2 protein-coding genes are annotated in these 1,434 nt (G+C 59.8%); both read left to right on the top strand.

The window, feature by feature from the left end; genetic code table 11:
- Positions 1 to 115 precede the first annotated feature (115 nt).
- On the top strand, positions 116 to 541 hold the full coding sequence (locus tag EYQ95_RS26110; protein ID WP_132332136.1) for a hypothetical protein: 426 nt from the start codon (positions 116 to 118) through the stop codon (positions 539 to 541).
- Between the two features lie 76 nt (positions 542 to 617).
- Positions 618 to 1,085, top strand: a complete 468-nt coding sequence (locus EYQ95_RS26105; protein ID WP_132332134.1) for a DUF1643 domain-containing protein — start codon at positions 618 to 620, stop codon at positions 1,083 to 1,085.
- Positions 1,086 to 1,434 lie beyond the last annotated feature (349 nt).

Below are 1,434 nucleotides of genomic sequence, written 5' to 3'. Positions count from 1 at the left end.
ATCCGGCTCGAAAGCGACGCCAGGCCGGCGCCACGATGCCGCAATCCGGGCGGCAGAGCGGGTTGTTCAGACCTTCCTTAACTCAGGTGTTAGGCGGCACAGGTAGGATCATGGAATGACTCGTATCAGTCTCCTGCTGCTTTCCAGCGCGTTTGCCGTTGGTTGCGCTAGTCCACAGCCCTCTTCTTCGCCAGCCGGCGTTGAGCCACTTTTAGCTTCGGCGATGCTCAAGGCCGCTCGTCAGGAGGGCTCCGTTTCCTTGGTGCTCGTTTCGCCCGAAGTCTCCGAAGGGATTCTTGACGCACTCGAACGGCACGTAGCAGTAAATCGCGTCAATTCGTCATCCGCAGCCGGGCTCGGCAAGGGGCGCCTGTTGCTTCAACGCTCAGTCGTCGGGGAAACCGAAGCTGCTTTGATTGGCCGCCTAGGCCCGGTCCCCACAGGCCCCGGTCACCTGAGCTGTGGCACGGGCCTTACTGTCACGTTCAAAAAGGTGGGCTCCGAATGGCAGCAAGGCGACTTGCAGATCCTGCAATGCTGAGCACGTCGGTGCCGCCTAACAATTCGTCCAAGCCGACGCCGCTTCGCGGCGCGGCTTAACTCAGGTGTTAGCGCTCATGAAGAAGTCTGCCGTCATCTCGAAGTGCCAGAGCTATCGCTACGAGCTTCGCCGCGTTTGGGACGAGGCCAAACCGCGGGTGCTTTTTATCGGGCTTAACCCCTCCACCGCTGACGCTGAGGTTGAGGACAACACGTCGCGAGTCTGCGCCAACTACGCGAAGCGCTGGGGTTATGGTGGCTTGCTGCTCGGCAACTTGTTTGCATTCCGCTCAACAGATCAGGCAGGTCTGTTTAGAGCCACGGACCCTGTGGGCCCCAACAACGATGTAGCGCTGGCAAAGCTACAAGACGAGGCAGCATTAGTCGTGTGCGCTTGGAGCGGATCTGGCTCGTACCAGCAGCGGGACCAGGCTGCGCTCGCAAGGCTGCGTGATCCGCATTGTTTGGTAAGACTAAAATGTGGCCACCCGGGGCACCCGCTGTACAAGAGCGCTGCGCTCCAACCCACACGGTATGAGCGCTAACAATTCGTCCAAGCCGACGCCACTTCGTGGCGCGGCTTAACTCAGGTGTTAGGCGGCTATGGAGAGATTAGTGAGCAAATGGCGTTTCCTTATGCTGGCGTTGGTCGCTGGTGCTTCGAGCGCCGAGGACAAGGCGTGCATGGTTAAGAGCACCTACTTCGTAGCTGGCGAAGCTGTCGACATGCGCGACTGCATGCAGGCTCCAGCTTCCACCCGGGCCGCCTCAGTCCATGCCCAGTGCAATGAACTAGGGCCTGTTAACACTACGTGCTAACATACTGCGCATGGAACTTACGCCTGCGCAATTCGCGCGTATCGAGGATTGCCTGCCGCGGCAGCGGGGCAATGT

This window comes from Lysobacter sp. N42 (genome assembly GCF_004344885.1).
The sequence above is the reverse complement of the archived record's forward strand: the minus strand, read 5'-3'. Positions and strand labels throughout refer to the sequence as shown.

What these genes read in the sequence shown, in the direction of transcription:
- EYQ95_RS26110 (WP_132332136.1), top strand. Translation starts at nt 116, where the DNA reads ATGACTCGTATCAGTCTCCTGCTGCTTTCCAGCGCGTTTGCCGTTGGT.
- EYQ95_RS26105 (WP_132332134.1), top strand. Translation starts at nt 618, where the DNA reads ATGAAGAAGTCTGCCGTCATCTCGAAGTGCCAGAGCTATCGCTACGAG.